General features: G+C 49.1%; 10 protein-coding genes and 1 pseudogene. 6 read left to right on the plus strand and 5 right to left on the minus strand.

What is annotated here, in order from left to right; all coding sequences use genetic code 11:
* The first annotated feature begins 73 nt into the window (after positions 1-73).
* The 4 genes from C2M34_RS12480 (at position 74) to C2M34_RS12495 (ending at position 6,517) form a co-directional block, all read left to right on the plus strand.
* On the plus strand, positions 74-1,858 hold the full coding sequence (locus C2M34_RS12480; RefSeq protein ID WP_105258970.1) for a DUF4856 domain-containing protein: 1,785 nt from the start codon (positions 74-76) through the stop codon (positions 1,856-1,858).
* 126 nt (positions 1,859-1,984) lie between these two features.
* Positions 1,985-3,259 carry an imelysin family protein gene (locus C2M34_RS12485; RefSeq protein WP_105258971.1) on the plus strand — a complete coding sequence of 425 codons (1,275 nt, stop codon included), beginning with the start codon at positions 1,985-1,987 and terminating at the stop codon, positions 3,257-3,259.
* Positions 3,260-3,267: 8 nt separating this feature from the next.
* Positions 3,268-5,475, plus strand: coding sequence for a TonB-dependent receptor family protein (locus tag C2M34_RS12490; RefSeq protein WP_105201039.1), 2,208 nt, complete (start codon positions 3,268-3,270; stop codon positions 5,473-5,475).
* Between the two features lie 58 nt (positions 5,476-5,533).
* Positions 5,534-6,517 (plus strand): sterol desaturase family protein, encoded by a 984-nt coding sequence (locus tag C2M34_RS12495; protein WP_105258972.1) that lies wholly within the window; start codon positions 5,534-5,536, stop codon positions 6,515-6,517.
* 96 nt (positions 6,518-6,613) lie between these two features.
* On the opposite strand, the gene C2M34_RS15730 is transcribed toward C2M34_RS12495, so the two are convergent.
* Complete coding sequence (locus tag C2M34_RS15730) at positions 6,614-6,784, minus strand: hypothetical protein (protein ID WP_158681445.1); 171 nt, start codon at positions 6,782-6,784, stop codon at positions 6,614-6,616.
* A 346-nt stretch (positions 6,785-7,130) separates the two neighbouring features.
* Positions 7,131-8,705 carry a cation:proton antiporter family protein gene (locus C2M34_RS12500; RefSeq protein ID WP_105213019.1) on the minus strand — a complete coding sequence of 525 codons (1,575 nt, stop codon included), beginning with the start codon at positions 8,703-8,705 and terminating at the stop codon, positions 7,131-7,133.
* Positions 8,706-9,056: 351 nt separating this feature from the next.
* Between C2M34_RS12500 and C2M34_RS12505 the strand changes: the two are divergent.
* Positions 9,057-9,799, plus strand: a pseudogene (locus C2M34_RS12505) (sporulation protein).
* Between the two features lie 81 nt (positions 9,800-9,880).
* Positions 9,881-10,324, plus strand: coding sequence for a GNAT family N-acetyltransferase (locus tag C2M34_RS12510; protein WP_105258973.1), 444 nt, complete (start codon positions 9,881-9,883; stop codon positions 10,322-10,324).
* 149 nt (positions 10,325-10,473) lie between these two features.
* Here C2M34_RS12510 and C2M34_RS12515 read toward each other — a convergent pair whose 3' ends face one another.
* From C2M34_RS12515 to C2M34_RS12525, 3 genes are all read right to left on the minus strand, one after another.
* Complete coding sequence (locus C2M34_RS12515; RefSeq protein WP_105258974.1) at positions 10,474-11,295, minus strand: hypothetical protein; 822 nt, start codon at positions 11,293-11,295, stop codon at positions 10,474-10,476.
* Positions 11,296-11,468: 173 nt separating this feature from the next.
* A complete protein-coding gene (locus tag C2M34_RS12520) occupies positions 11,469-12,818 on the minus strand; it encodes a sodium-dependent transporter (protein WP_105201045.1) in 1,350 nt (449 codons plus the stop codon).
* Positions 12,819-13,025: 207 nt separating this feature from the next.
* The gene (locus C2M34_RS12525) at positions 13,026-14,288 is read right to left on the minus strand and encodes an ATP-binding protein (protein ID WP_105213016.1); all 1,263 of its coding nucleotides are present in this window, start codon (positions 14,286-14,288) and stop codon (positions 13,026-13,028) included.
* Between the last annotated feature and the right edge of the window lie 16 nt (positions 14,289-14,304).

The following is a 14,304-nucleotide window of genomic DNA, read 5'->3' on the forward strand; positions in this document are numbered from 1 at the left end:
GTTATTTGCGTATCGTTATAATGTGCCCCTAATTACAAACAAGAATGATTATTATCTACCTTGGGATGACAACATGAACTTGCGCAAATCTCTACTGACTACCGCTGTACTAGCAGCAACCTTAGGCCTGACCGCATGTGGCGGTGGCTCTGGCTCGGATAACGAGGGCACGACTCCTCCACCGGTAAACAAAGCTCCTACAGATATTGCTGTTTCAGCAAGCTTGGTCAATGATGACCAGGTAGGTTTTGTGGTAGGGACACTAAACGCAACGGATGACAGCACATCGGGTTTAACCTTCAAACTCGCGGCCGATGAAGCCCTGTTTGAAATTGTTGATGGCACCACGCTAAAGCTAAAAGAGGGCATCGCCCTTAACTTTGAGCAGCAAAGCGATGCCAAGGTGACAGTGACGGTAACAGACGCAGGTGGCTTAACCTTTAGCAAAGAATTGACCATCAGCGTTGACGATGTTGACGCTCAAGATGGCGTAAACATCTATGAGTTTGCTTCTAAACTGGGTGCTGGTTCTTCGGTATCTTACAGCGGCCAGATCGCTCGCCACGCACTCTCGGCTGAAATTAAACATTACATTGGTCAGCTAACAAGTGATTATGTAACTACTAATAGCCTTACGGGTGCCATGGTAAAAGCGCGTTTGCATGCTCTTTGGGGTGACGTTGACGGTTCATACGAGGTAGTAAAGGATGACAGCCTAAGCTTCCTTGGTGATATCGACACCGTACAGCACTCATTTGCGGATATTTCCTCTTCGGGCAAAGAGTTGAGCGCGAAAGTGGCGGGCAACGATCCATCTAAAATGCACAAAGCCTGGCAGGAAGAAGGTAACTTCCTGGGTTGGAATGATTTCGGCACACAAGCAAAGACGCCTGAAGGTTTGATCTTCCATTACTTTGATCTATTGGCCGCCAATATCGATAAATACAATGATGGTGAAATGCTGGTCGACCCTGATGGCAACAGCATCACCAAGCTTTATATCACTGAATCGGGCTTAGATTTAAACCAGCTTATTCAAAAGCACACCCTTGGCGCCCTGATGTTTTCGCAAGGTACCGATGACTACCTAGAAGAAAGCATAGGCTTTAACACGGACTCAGTAGATAACATCAACGGTGATCTGTACACCACGCTCGAGCACCACTTCGATGAAGGCTTCGGTTACTTCGGTGCGGCGCGCAACTACCTGGAATACAGCGATGATGAGCTTGCTGGTAAAGGCGGTCGCGAGGCCTTCGCCTCAGGGTATAACGACTATTCTGGCGATGGTCAGATCAACCTTAACTCAGAATATAACTGGGGTAACTCGACCAATGCCGCCAAGCGTGACCGTGGCGCCACGGTAACCACGGACTTCTCTGCGGCGGCCATGAATGCCTTTATCGCCGGTCGTAAGATTATCAACGACAACGTAGGCGCTAATCTTAACGCCGAGCAAATGGATGCCCTAAAAGTACAGCGTGATATCGCCGTCGCCAACTGGGAAAACGCCATTGCTGCTACCGTTGTACACTACATCAACGAGACTCACGCTGACTTAGACACGATTGCCGCTGGTATTGCTGTGGATGGTTATACAGCTGAGGACTTCGCTAATCTGGCCAAGCATTTCTCGGAAATGAAGGGCTTTGCCATGAACTTTCAGTTCAGCCCATTCTCGCCGTTTAATGCCGAGGCTAATGAAGGTAAATTTGCCCAGTTGCACACTCTGCTAGGCGATATGCCGGTAGTGACAGATGCTGCAGCCATTGCCGCATATCAGGCCAACTTAATGGCGGCTCGTGACTTACTGCAGAGCATTTACGGCTTTAACGCCGACAATGTTGCTAACTGGTAAGCAATGAAACAAGGCAGCACGCCAACATAATAACTTTAAAGGCTAGTCGCGAGCATATTCGCGCCTGGCCTTTTGTCGTTTTCAGCACCTCCCAGCAACTGGGAGTTTGGCTAAATAGGATGAAATATGATTACTGCGAATTTTCGCGTTAAAACCCTGGCACTCGCCTTGACCCTGGCCCTGGTAGGCTGTGGCGAGAGCACTTCAAGCTCACAGGGCGAAGGCTTTAATAACGGCGGCGATCAAGGGGTGATCACCAACCCGACCACTTTCGATGAAGCGGCGCTGGTTGCTAGTCTGGTCGATAATGTAATTACACCGGCTTACAGCCTGTTTTATACCCAGGCGCAAGCTCAGCGCACTGCCATTGCCGATTACTGCGCCCTTGAACAGGCGAGCATAGAAAGCAGCTCGGAGCAGGCGTTAGCGGCGATGAGTGCGGCGCAAAACGCCTGGTTAGATACCATGGGTGCCTGGCAGCAGGTGGAAGTGATGCAAATGGGGCCACTACTTAGCAACAGTGGTGAGCTGCGTAATCGCATCTATTCATGGCCGGCGATCAGCCGTTGCGGCATCGACCAGGATGTGGCCTATCACAAGGATGGAGTGATTAATCTGGACCCTAACCGTCCTTACGATATCAGCACCCGCACCGCCACTCGCCGCGGTTTGTTTGCGCTGCAGCATGTGCTATTTAACCCCCAGTACGATCATCACTGCAGCATCGCCAACGAGGCGCTGGCCGACTGGAATAGTTTACCCGAGCTTGAGCGCAAGGTGGCGCGCTGCGAATATGCCGTTACCGCCGCAGACGACCTGATCGTATCCGCCGAGGAGTTACTCAATAAATGGCAAGGCGCCACCGGTTTTGCGGCGCAGTTGAAAAACGCCGGTGAGCCTAACTCTCAGTTTGAAAACGCCCACGTTGCCTTAAACCATATCTCCGATGCCATGTTCTACCTGACCGAAATGGTCAAGGATAAGAAGCTGGCCGAGCCTATCGGTATTTTACCTAACTCATGCGGCACCTCTGCCTGTGCCGAGGACGTGGAAAGCCTGGATGCAAAAAGCTCGCTTGCCAATATTCAGGCTAACCTCTTGGCGTTTGAAGCCCTGTTAGTGGGTCAGCAGCAAGGCCAGGAGGCCTTGGTGGGTTTTGATGATTATCTGGATGAAGAGCAGGCGACGGCCACCAAGGAGCGCATGTTATTGGCCATTAGCGAGACCAAGGCAGCGATAGCCGCCATCGACTCGAGCCTGGCCAGCGCGCTTATCGACAATGAGCAGCAGGTACGTGACGTTCATACCAAGGTGAAAGCCATCACAGATGAGCTGAAAAACGACTTTATTAACGAACTTGCTCTTGAGCTTCCGGCTACTTCTGCCGGTGATAACGACTAAGGAAGACCATGAACTACAGTAAATTAGCCTTAGCCGTAAGCATCGCGGCGCTGGGATTTAACGCAGTTGCCGATGAAAAAAAATCCCTTGAGCATATTCAAATTATCAGCCACCACGACAAGCTGCGCACCGAAGCAGGCTCTGCGACTTTGATCGGTGAAGAACAACTGGAAGAGTTCGAATTTGATGATATTCACCGCGTCCTGTCACAGGTGCCTGGCGTCAATATTCGTGAAGAAGACGGCTTTGGTCTGCGCCCGAATATCGGCTTTCGTGGCGTGACTCCTGAGCGCAGTAAGAAGATCACCATCTTAGAAGACGGCGTATTAATAGGCCCCGCGCCTTATTCGGCGCCGGCTGCCTATTACTTCCCGGTAACCACCCGCATGACCGCGGTGGAAGTATTTAAAGGCCCTGCGGCCATTAAATATGGTCCCCAAACAGTGGCCGGTACCCTAAACCTGGTTAGCCGTCAGGTGCCTGATTATGCCACCGGTGGTATCGACCTAGCCGTGGGCGGCGATGGTTACAACAAGGCCCATGGTTATTACGGCGACCGTCAGGGTAACTTTGGCTTCTTGGTTGAGGGCGTGCACTTAGAAAGCGATGGTTTCAAGGAGCTTGATGGCGGCGGCGACACTGGTTTTGAAAAAGACGACTTCTTGGTGAAGCTGGACTATCAGCTTGATGGCGAACGTTTTGATCAGCGTTTTGAGCTTAAGCTCTCTTATGCCGATGAATTGTCGGACGAAACCTACTTAGGCCTAACCGACAGCGATTATGCACAAAATCCATACCGTCGTTATGCGGCGTCGCAACCGGCGCAAATGGATACAGAGCACACCCAGGTGATGTTCACCCATCAGCTTAGTGGCCAAGACTTTGATTTGACCACGCGTGTCTATCGTAATGATTATGAGCGAGCCTGGCTTAAGCTTAACGGCGTTGGCAACACCAGTGCCAGCCTCTCCGATATTCTCGCCAGCCCGGATGTGTATGAAGAGCAGTATCAGGTGATCACTGGTCAACGTGACTCCGTGCTTGCCGGTGAAACCACCTATTACCTAAGCATGGGCACCAATGATCGCGAATACTATTCCCAGGGTATTCAGGTCGATGGTAATTGGCGCACGGCTTTGTTTGGCATGGATCACAAGGTCTCCTTTGGGGTGCGTTTCCATCAGGACGAAATAGAACGTAACCATTTTGAAGACACCTATGCCATGGTGGATGGCTTTAATACCAAGGTTGCCGATACTCGTCACTTCACCACCGAGAATACCGAATCGACCGATGCCTGGTCGGTTTACCTGGAAGATCAGGTGACACTAGGCCAGCTTACTCTGGGCCTGGGCGTACGCGGTGAATTGATGGATATGGAGTACCAAAACGACAAGCCGGATTTCGCCGATGACTATCAGCAAAAGACCACTCGCATCTGGCTTCCGGGCGTCAGCGGTTTTTATCAGTTGAATGAAGACAGTGGCTTATTATTCGGTGTGCATCAGGGCTTTGTGCCGTCGAGCCCTGCGGCTCCCGTACGTGCCGGTGAAGATGACTTTGAGAAAAGCGTTAACTACGAGTTCGGTGGCCGCTTTAACGATGGCGTGACCCGCTTTGAAGTGATCGGCTTCTTTAACGATTATTCGAATTTGATCGAAAGCTGTGGTCAATCAAACTGTGGTTCTCAAGGCCAGCTTGACCGTGAATTTAGCGGCGGTGAAGTGGATGTATGGGGTGTTGAGTCGCAATTGGCGCAAACCTATCCGTTGAATCTGCATCTGGATATCCCCATGAGTCTGACTTACACCTACACGCAAAGCGAATTCAAAGAAGAGCTGTTCTCCGAATTCGTGCAGTGGGGCCATATTCGTAAGGGCGATCGTCTGCCTTATTTGCCAACACACCAGGCTACTTTAAGCATTGGTTTGGCACATCAGGATTGGGCGCTGGATATGCTGGTTAAGTATGTCAGCGATATGCCTGAGACCGCAGGTGTAGGTTATGAGGGCTTTGAACTGGCTCTGGCCGGGGAAGAAGTACCAGCCACGACAGTGGTGGATCTGGCTGCTCATTACGAGCTCGGTCAATACGGCCGCTTATATGCCAAGGTTGATAATTTGTTCGATCAGGATAAGATCATCAGCCGCCGTCCTTACGGGGCTCGCCCTGGCAAGCCACGTACTTTATCGATTGGTTACAAGTATCAGTTTTAATAGCAATTCTGTTAAGTATGTAACTATTTAAGTGAATTGGTATATTTAGGAAAGGGTCATGATCGAGACAATTTGGCAAAGTATTGCACAAACGCCTGATTATCTTTTTGATGCCAATAAACGTATTTTTATTGGTTATATCATCATGGCCCTGCTATTAGCCCTGTTTGTTTATGCCAAGCGTCAAGGCAAAGCCTCGCCGCGTGGTTTTTTGCGCTATGTGTTTGCAAAAAAGATCTGGTGGGCCCCCAGTGCCCGCCAAGACTACCAACTCTGGATTTACAACCGTATCCTCAAGGCCTTGCTTTTCGCTCCTGTGGTTCTGACCATGGTGCCGGTGGCTCTGGGCACCACCGAGGTGCTCGAAGCTCTATTTGGCAAGCCCAGGCCATTTGCGTTAAGCGAGACAAGTGTGGTGGTTATCTTTACCATCTTGTTGTTTTTGGCCGATGATTTCTCGCGCTTTATTCTGCATTATGCCCTGCATAAGATCCCCTTTTTATGGCACTACCATAAGGTTCATCATTCCGCTAAGGTGCTGACACCTTTTACCATTTATCGCTCGCATCCGCTGGAAAGCTACCTCTATGCTTGTCGTATGGCCTTGTCGCAAGGTCTAGTGGTAGGGCTGTGCTACTACCTTTTTGGTAATACCTTGTCGATGTTCGATATTCTCGGTGCCAACGTCTTTGTTTTTGCCTTTAATGCCATGGGCTCTAACCTACGGCATTCCCATGTCTGGCTGAGTTGGGGCAAGGGCGTGGAAAAATGGTTTATTAGCCCGGCCCAACATCAAATTCATCACAGTGACAATCCGGCTCATTTTGATACTAACCTGGGCTCGGCTCTGGCAATTTGGGACAGACTGTTTGGCACCCTGATCCGCGCCGATGAAGTGGGTAAAATCAATATAGGCGTTGGTCAATACGATGCCGGACACAATTCTATTTGGGCCATTTATACCAAGCCCTTTGTAGACTCTTTTGCCACTTTAGTGCCGCAACGATTCAAGAGCAAGGCGCAAAAACAGCCAGAAGCCTAGCTAATCGCAATTGGTGAAATTAGGGTGGAGTAGGGGGAAATAGGCTGGCGACGGGCATTGCCAGCCTATTAAAGTGAGGGAATAGGCCCTCATAAACTAGTGATATGTTTTGGCTTTGGCAAAACCCATTTCTTTGAGTTTACCGATTAAATCTGGGTCGTCTAAACGCGTCGGCGTGCTCTTGGTACGCATTGCATGATCTTTAGGCACCTGATAAACATCCAGCATCTTCTGGAATAACACGTAGCGCATGTACTGAGGTGTCACCCCCGCATCTTAAAGAGAATCAAGCTGTAACTGCACGTCTTGCAACTGTTGTGCATCTGGTTCCTGTAATGTCGTCATCTTTTTGTTGATGGACATACCACCTCCTACCTGGGTACTGCGCAAAAACCTTCCTTAATGCTGGCGTAAGTGAACTCAAATTTTGTGTTAAAAATAGAGACTTATATCAGCCTGGAAATTAAGTGTACTCCTTTTTTTAGTGCTATGACCAGTTGCCGTGTAAAGCTTTGTAAATAGGGTGAGAATGAGCGCAGGCTGATGTGATGAGTTCGCAGAAATATGGTGATAACTCAAGAGCCTGAGTTATCACCTGTGAACATGAGTAGAGTTAGCTAAGGGCGATTTTTTCCTTAACGTGCTCGGCAAAACCGCTACCTGCTTCCAGGTAGAAGTTATAGGTAGAGTCGACGCCAAGCTCGCGCAATTCTTTTTGTTGATCCGGGTAGTTGGCAATGGCGGTCACCTGGCCCTGATAGCCCGAGACCTTGAGTTGCTGTAGCGCGAAGATATTTTGATTGTGTTTAGGCATGGCCAACATAACCATCTCCACCTGGGAGTGGTTCAGCCGTTGCCAAAAATCCGGATCCGTGGCATCTGCTGTCAGGGCGCGGCGTCCACGTTTAACATGGCGAGCTACCACTTCCGGTTTAATATCGATCCCGGCCACCGCATCGGGGAAACTGCTGGCTATGGTTTCGTAGGCACCGGTTCCTATACGGCCCATGCCGAAGATCACAATACGGGTGTTGTGCAGGTTAACCGGCAACTCTTCCTCAAGGCGAGTATCGCTTTCAAAACGCAGTAGCCAGTTTTCCATACGTACATAGATATCGTTGGCACGGCCATTTAAAGGCGAGGCAATGATAAAGGTGATGGCCACCGCTGTAGCCACAACCGCCAGCCATTGTGAAGACACCCAGCCAGTGCTGGCGGCAACGGCGCAGACTATCAGGCCAAATTCACTATAATTGGCAAGGGTAAAGGCGCTAAGCAAAGAGGTACGGGCGCGCAGGCGCACTGAATTGGTCAAAATATAATAAAGCGCTACCTTGATCCCGAGTACTGAAACAATCAGCAAGGCGGCGACCAGGGCATTAAAGCTTAGCTCGGCGTTTAAGCCTATGGTGAGGAAAAAGCCGACGAGCAGGATGTCCTTAAAGCTCAATAAGGACTTGGCTAATTCGCTGGCCTTTTTATGGCTGGCAAACATCATGCCCAGGATCAATGCGCCCAGATCACCCTTAATACCGGCAAACTCAAAGGCTTGATAACCCGCGACCAGGGCGAAGAAAAAACCGAATAGCGGCAGCAGTTCGCCGTGTTTTGAGCGGTTGAGGATCCAAAACATAACTGGGCGAAACAGTGGCAACAATACCAGCAGGGCAAGAGCCCAATAGTTAGGTAGCTTGCCGGTGCTGGCGACTAAAAAAAGCACCGCAAAAATATCCTGCATAACCAAGATACCGATGGAAATTTTACCGTGCAGGCTGGCCATTTCACCGCGGTCTTCCAAGACCTTAACGGCAAAAACCGTGCTTGAGAAACTAAAGGCAAAGCCCAGCAATAAGGCGGTTTGCCAGTTTAATTCCACAAACAGCGGTAGGGCAAAGATACCCAGCAGCAGTAAAAAGCCGCCAAACAGTGCCGTGCTAAGGACTATATGCGCCGTTGCCGGGGCCCAGACCTGTACCTTCATCAAGCTAGAGACTTTCAGTTTAAGGCCGATACTAAAAAGCAGTAGGGTGATCCCCAAACTGGCAATACTGTTTAGTAATTCAGTGGTTTTATAGCCGGCGAAATGCAAGACGAAGCCGGCAATTAAAAAGCCTACCATGGGCGGCAGTTTTACCTGGTAGGCGGCGAAACCGCAAACAAAAGCAACGGCGAAAAAGATGAGTTCCATAGATTTCTTTTTATAGTCAATATGCTAACAGTGTAGCGAAAGCCAGGCTTGATGAAAATATGCGACTTTATAGTTCGTTAGCCCATTACGGGCAAAAATTTGATTATACCAATTCTGTTAAGTATGTGAGCAGAGATAGCGCTGGATAAATGATGTGATAACAAGGCGGAATTTTTCTTATGTAATTCTACATAGAAAAATTCCAACGCCGTTAGCATGATATTTAGCCCGCTAGAATGATTAGCTATTTAAGTGAATTGGTATTATTTTCCGCTAACCTAAACTTTTCACTGACAAGGTCATAAAAATGTGGTTAAGATGCGACAAAAGGATCTTAAAACAGGAGTAGTTATGTTTAAAAAAATCCTGGCTTCAGTTGGTATTGGTGCGGCTAAAGTAGACACAGTGCTACAAACCGAGCTTTGCACCCTGGACAAAAATTTCATGCCGAAATCATCATTCAAGGCGGTGATGTCGAACAAGATATTTCTGGTCTGGAATTGGCATTGATGACTCGCGTCAAAGTAGAAGCGGATGACGGTGCCTACTTTGCCAACCATGTTATTGATAAATGGCGGGTGAGTGAAAAGCTGACCCTGCAACCGGGTGAAGAGCACCGTATTCCGTTTGAGGCAAGACTGCATTCGGAAACGCCGATCACCGAATTTAGTGCCGGTTATAACCAGACTCAGGTGTGGATACAAACCGGTTTGAATATTGATTTGGCCCTTGATGCCAGCGACCGTGATGTGCTGCACATCTATCCTAATGAGGCGGTCAAAACCTGTATGCAGGCCATGGATAAGCTAGGCTTTTCCTTGGTTAAAGCAGACGTGGAAAAGGGTTATCTGCGCGCTCCTAGCTTTCAGTCGACCTCAGGTTGTTATCAGGAGTTGGAATACCGCCCGGGAAATCGCGGTATGTTCGGCATTCAGGAAGTGGAGCTGTCTTTTGTACCTGAGGCCCATAAAACTCATGTGCTGATTGAGCTTGACCGCGCATTTCGTGCTGACGGTTATATCGACCTCACCATAGAGCATGATCATGTGAATCTATCGCAGATTTGCGACCAGCTTGAGCGCTTAATTCACTGATAGCCCTCGGTTATTAATAAAAACTAATCGAAAGCCCGGCCTAGCTGGGCTTTTTTGTCAGAGCAACTGTCGGAGTAACCCATGAGTATTCTATGGCTGCATAAACATTTTAATGAGCTAAGCACTGATGAGCTCTTCACCCTGATGCGCTCCCGCGTTGATGTGTTTGTGGTTGAGCAAAACTGTCCTTACCCTGAACTGGATGATGCCGATATCGCAGCGGATACACTGCATCTTTTGGGGTATCAAGACGGCCAGTTATGCGCTTATGCCCGTTGTATAAGTAAAGGGGAAAAGGTAGCCATAGGGCGGGTGCTTTGCGTCAAGCAATGGCGTGGAAAGGGCCTTGCTAAGGCGATGATGAAGGAGGCTCTGTCCCTGTGCCACAGTCACTGTCCCGGGCGCACCGTGGTGCTAAGCGCACAAACCTATTTGCTCGACTTTTATCGCGGCTTTGGTTTTCAAACTAAAGGCGAGCCTTATCTAGAAGACGGCATAGAGCATCAGGATATGGAACTGTTATAAATGATGAAAGAGCCGGGTATTAAACCTCTGGATTTAGGGCCTTCATTTTTCCCGCATTTAATTGAAATCGTGTGGATTAATTCTTTGACCGCAAAAAAAAGCGGAGCCTAGGCTCCGCTTCCGGCTTTCACTATTGGTGTTCTCTTAGATTAGGGGTAGCTTTGGAAAGCCTGATCTATGTATGGGGCTAACGGTTCAAACGGCGTGTATTGGGTGTAGCCAAACGGGTCTTGATACTTGATCCTAAACTGGTGGTCAGTGAAGCCATCAGGGAATGTCTGAGTTTGAATCTCCAAATCAGCCGCTTTAAAGAATGAATATTCTTCGCTCGAAATGGGTGCAGGGACGTTAATTATTTTTTCTCCGTTGCCCATCCAGTTAACCTTTATCTTAAAGCCTTCGCCATTGAACTCGTCAAACATGGCTCTTTGATACAAGGTGAGGGTCATGTCTTTATCTTGGTAGCTGATGGTTTCGATATCGGCGACCGTCACCGGGGTGACGTCATTTAAGATACCTTGAGCGTTGAATATCATCAGGCCATGCGAGTAATTTAGTTCGTTCAGCTCATTGGTCATTTCCATGACCTGTAATTCGATAGTGAGGTTTCTGCCACCGCTAATTTTGTCAGATGCAAATACGGTGACTAACACTTTACTGTACACCCAGGCATCGTTGACCATGGCTTTAAATAGATCTGGGCCGTAGCTAGATTCTTTTTGAAAGCCTTTAACGACTAGGTTAGTTGCGTTTTCGAAAACAATTTCGAGTTCATCCAGTGATTGCTCGGGCGTATGAAGTGAGTTCGATGTTTTGACCTTTATCTTTTTTACCATGTTCAGGTCCAGGCCCGGGTAGGGCACTGATGAACTGGCGCTAGGGTAGTTGATTTCGTACTCTGCAGCCTTAGCATTGGAGCTTAGGCCCAGTGTAAGTACTAGGGTAGATAAAAAAACCATAATGGCTTTCATGTGTATTTCCTTGTTATGTACTTGTTAATTCAATGTGAAAGCAAATGGATGCTAGCATAGAAAAATAGGTACATCCCGTCCAATGAGCAATTAGCTTGTTTTATAAGGCATATTTAAGGAAAAGGGGTGATAAAAAAGGCCGCGAGTGCGGCCTTTTTCGGTATTACCTTGAATTAACGTAGCGAGTTGATAAACACCAGGGCGATACACACTGGGCATACAAACTTGATGTACCAGGGCCAAATCTTCCAGAACCAGCTGTTAGCGGCTTCTGGGCAGCCGGATTGAATTTCTTTAAGCAGCGATGCACGGCTCCAGATCCAGCCAACAAAAACACAACACATTAAGCCTAGTAGCGGTTGGCCAAAACGTGTGGTGATGGCGATCACTAAACCAAACAATTGTTCAAAGTTAAGCAATATGATGGTGCTTATTGAGCCGATGAAGGCGCCTATGGTCCAGGTCGCCGGTTTACGGTCAAGGCCAAATTTCTCTACCGTGTAAGACACCGGAGCTTCTAACATGGAAATAGAGGAGGTCAGGGCGGCAATACTCATTAGCGCGAAGAAGGCAAAACCCACAAACAGGCCGGCGCTGCCCATGGTATCAAACAGGGCTGGCAATACCTGGAAGACGAGTGTGTCTTCCGAGAGTAACTTACCCGCTTCGTCAAAGATTTGTACCCCTTGCTCCTGTGCCACATACATGGCCGGAATAATAAGTAGACCGGCAACGAAGGCGATAAACACATCGATAAGGGTTACCGAGGCGCCCAGAGTAACCAGGTTTTCTTGTTTAGAAATGTATGAGCCGTAAATGATCATGACACTGGTACCCAGTGACAGCGAGAAAAACGCCTGACCCAGGGCACTCACCAGCAGCGTAGGCTCAAAGATGGCGCTAAAGTCCGGTAGCAGGTAATTGCGCAGGCCTTCACTGGCACCGTCCTGGCTCATTACATAGGCGATCAACGCAAATAAAATGCCCAGCAAGGCCGGCATCAAGCGCTTTGACCACTTTTCTATACCATTCTCAACGCCTTTACTGATGATCATCACTGTCAGCACGATAAAGCCGCCAGCAAAGAGTAAGTTACGGGTTAAGGATTGACTCGTCAGCCAGTTTGCTGCCTCTGGAGCACCCACCAGTTGGGCAACAGGCTCAGCGGTATAACTGATCATCCAACCGGCAACTATGGCATAAAAACTTAAAATCATGCCGGCACAGATAATGCCGCCAAAACCAACTAAGAATGCCAGTGGGTGTTGCCACTTATGCTTGGATACTTTTTTTAGCGAACTTACGGCATTGGCCTGACCATAACGGCCAACAACCAGCTCGGCCATTAATGCGGGATAGGCTAAACAGAAGGCTAGAACCAGATAAGCAAGCACAAAGGCGGCGCCACCATTGGAGGCGGTTTGAGTGGGAAAGCCCCAAATATTACCTAGTCCCACTGCCGAACCGGCAGCGGCCATTATAAAACCAAAACGGGAGCTAAACTCCCCACGCGACGCACTCATATTATTATATTTCTCTGTAGGTGAACTGCGCCCTAAATCTACTGTAATTTACGTGAAATAAAAAGCACAAAGCGGCAATTAGTACACTGTAGCCGGGGTAAAGCGCGCTATACGAACAATTTCCATGCTATCGGCGCAATGCCCGGTCTTAGGGCGACGCCGCCACATTAGCAATGTGCTGTGGGCTAGAGCGATGTAAACGCTGTGTTACATCGGCAGTATCAAGGTGAATTGTGCACCGCCTAATTTTGCCGATGAACCCACCTGCAGCTTGCCCTGATGCCACAACATCACCTTGTGGCAAATGGCTAGGCCCAAACCATAACCGTTTTGATTGCGATGCTTAGCGCTTTGATAAAAGGGCTTAAGCACAGCCGCGCGCTCTTGCGCTGGGACGCCTGGGCCATCATCGGCAATGCTGATGTGTAATTGCTGCGCTTCGGTGTAGGCGCTGATAACTATCTGGTTGTCGGCATAGCGCAGGGCATTGGTAAGAATATTATGGATACAGCGCGCCAACCAATGCAGGTCGGCCTGTACCATCAGCTGATGGGGGCAGTCTATGTGCACCTGTATGCCGCCTAGTTGGGGTAGTAACTGCTCACCTACTTCTTGTAAATAAGGGTAAAGCTCGGTGCGGCTGTAATTTAGTTCAATATTCTGTTGTTGCAGGGCGGCAAAACTGAGGTAGCTCTTAAGCATGGACTCCATGGTATCGAGATCTTTTTCCATGCGCGTCAGGTAGGCCTGCTTGCTTTGCTCATCTTCGCTGTCCATGGCGGCATCAAGGCCAAAGCGCAGACAGGCGATGGGGGTACGAATATCATGGGAGAGGCTCGATGCCATCAGTTTATTCTCCGCCAACAGCGCATTGATCTGCTCGGCCATGGAGTTAAAGCTGCGCTCAAGCTGTTGTGTATAGCTAAAACGGCTGCTGGCAATGCGGGTGTCGAGTTTGCCCTTGGCAAATCGTGTCGCGGCATTGGCCAAGGTGGTAATGCGCCGGGTCAGAGGTATTAGGGGTAACCACATGCACAGGCTAAAGCCGCAGTAAAACAGAACGGTGAGCAGTAGATCATGGTGAGAGCTGGCCGGTTTGGGTAACCGCATGGTGAGGTGATGGTCGGCCAGTTGTGGCGTGGAGCGTACCAAGTAAAGGCCCTCCTCATCGGCCAAGGTTAGCCCTTGCTCTTGATAAAGCTGTTGGCGCAGTGGTGAGGGTAAGGCAAGGTCGCTATTGGCGGCATAGCCAATATTCAAGTTAAAGTGGCTGTTAAGCGTCGCCAGTTGCTGGCGTTGTTGCTCTGCGGGATAGCTGGCCAGGTAGGAAAGCATGCCGCTTAAGAGCGCTTGCTGCTGATTAAAATCATTGTGCTCATCGTTGTTGCTGGCGATGCCATCGATCAACCAGCTGAGCAGTACCACAGACAGCAGCGCCGTGGCCAATAAGGATAAGTAGAGCTTTTTCATTGCCGCCTCTTAGCCT

The sequence above is a fragment of the Pseudoalteromonas sp. T1lg88 genome (assembly GCF_002964765.1).
In the GTDB taxonomy this organism is placed as follows: domain Bacteria; phylum Pseudomonadota; class Gammaproteobacteria; order Enterobacterales; family Alteromonadaceae; genus Pseudoalteromonas.

What these genes read in the sequence shown, in the direction of transcription:
- C2M34_RS12500 (WP_105213019.1), bottom strand. Translation starts at nt 8,705, where the DNA reads ATGGAACTCATCTTTTTCGCCGTTGCTTTTGTTTGCGGTTTCGCCGCC.
- C2M34_RS12480 (WP_105258970.1), top strand. Translation starts at nt 74, where the DNA reads ATGAACTTGCGCAAATCTCTACTGACTACCGCTGTACTAGCAGCAACC.
- C2M34_RS12510 (WP_105258973.1), top strand. Translation starts at nt 9,881, where the DNA reads ATGAGTATTCTATGGCTGCATAAACATTTTAATGAGCTAAGCACTGAT.
- C2M34_RS12525 (WP_105213016.1), bottom strand. Translation starts at nt 14,288, where the DNA reads ATGAAAAAGCTCTACTTATCCTTATTGGCCACGGCGCTGCTGTCTGTG.
- C2M34_RS12495 (WP_105258972.1), top strand. Translation starts at nt 5,534, where the DNA reads ATGATCGAGACAATTTGGCAAAGTATTGCACAAACGCCTGATTATCTT.
- C2M34_RS12520 (WP_105201045.1), bottom strand. Translation starts at nt 12,818, where the DNA reads ATGAGTGCGTCGCGTGGGGAGTTTAGCTCCCGTTTTGGTTTTATAATG.
- C2M34_RS12485 (WP_105258971.1), top strand. Translation starts at nt 1,985, where the DNA reads ATGATTACTGCGAATTTTCGCGTTAAAACCCTGGCACTCGCCTTGACC.
- C2M34_RS12515 (WP_105258974.1), bottom strand. Translation starts at nt 11,295, where the DNA reads ATGAAAGCCATTATGGTTTTTTTATCTACCCTAGTACTTACACTGGGC.
- C2M34_RS12490 (WP_105201039.1), top strand. Translation starts at nt 3,268, where the DNA reads ATGAACTACAGTAAATTAGCCTTAGCCGTAAGCATCGCGGCGCTGGGA.